At 77.5% G+C, this 1,260-nt stretch carries 1 pseudogene; it reads left to right on the forward strand.

The features are described from left to right. Positions 1-1,260 (forward strand): annotated as a pseudogene (locus RH94_RS45535) (cation-translocating P-type ATPase); the annotation flags it as partial.

Raw genomic sequence — 1,260 nt, forward strand, 5'->3', positions numbered from 1 at the left:
CCCGCCGACCCGGCCGGGGTGCGGGCCGCCGCGGGCACGCTCGCCGCCGACGGGGTGGGCATCGCCGCGGGACTCACCGCCTACTTCCTGCGCCTGCCCCCCTCTCCCCGCATGGTGACCGCCGCGGTGACGCTGCTGCGGGAGAACCCGCGCTGTCGCGCCTGGCTGCGCGCCCGGCTGGGCAGGCCCCGTATGGAACTCCTGCTGGCCTGGACGAACGCGGCCGTGCACGGTGCCGGCCAGACCCCCACTTCGCTGGTGCTGGACGGGGCGCTGCGCGCCTGCCAGCTGGCCGACACGGTGGCCCGCTCGGCCGCCTTCGACTCGGTCCACGACCAGCTGTGCGCACCCCACCGCCCCAGCGTGGCCACGGACCTCTCCTCGCGTCCGCCGCTGCGCGTCACGCCGGCCCAGGAGTACGCCAACCACGCCTCCGCCGGCAGCCTGCTGGGGGCGGCGGTGACCCTGCTGGTCAAGCGGCAGGCGGGCGAGGCGGCCGAGGCGGTGCTCGCCGGTTCGCCCAAGGCCGCGCGCTACGGACCCGCCGTCTTCCACGCCGTACTCAGCACCACACTCGCCCGAACCGGCGTGCTGGTCCGCGACCCGGAGCGGCTGCGGCAGCTGGAGATGGCCGGCACCGTCGTCCTGCACCCGAGCGCGCTGCGCACCGACGACGGGGAGGCGGACCCGTGGACCGAGCCGGTCCTGGACGCGGCCCGCCGGGCCGGTCTCAGGGTCGTCGTGGTGGACGACCCGGCCCTGGAGGACTACACCGCCCTCGCCGACCAGGTCGTGGACGCCCGGCGCCCCCTGGACGACGTGGTGTACGGGCTGCGCGGCGGGGAGGGCGCGATCATCACCGTCGCCCGGATGCGGTCCGCCGACGACCACGACGTCCTGGCCGGGCTGCGCGGCAGCGACATCGCCGTCGCCCTGACGGACGACGGCGCCGCCGTCGCCTGGGGCGCGGACATCATGGCCCTGCACGGACTGCCCGACGTGTGGCGCGTGCTGACCGCCGTCCCGGCCGCCCGGAAGATCGGCCACCGGGCCCAGATTCTGGCCCGGTCCGGCGCCGCGCTGTCCGGGCTGCTCGTGGCCGTCGGCGAGTCCAAGGGCGGACGTGGGCGCCGCACCGTGCTGCCGGGACTGCGGCACGCGCCGGTCGACATCGCCGCGGCGATCGCCCTGCTGTCCGGGACACGCGCCGCCCTCGGCGTGGCGGCGGCCCGCGCCCCGCACCCGCACCCGCGCGTGCAC

Source organism: Streptomyces kebangsaanensis (assembly GCF_001906585.1).
In the GTDB taxonomy this organism is placed as follows: Bacteria; Actinomycetota; Actinomycetes; order Streptomycetales; family Streptomycetaceae; genus Streptomyces; species Streptomyces kebangsaanensis.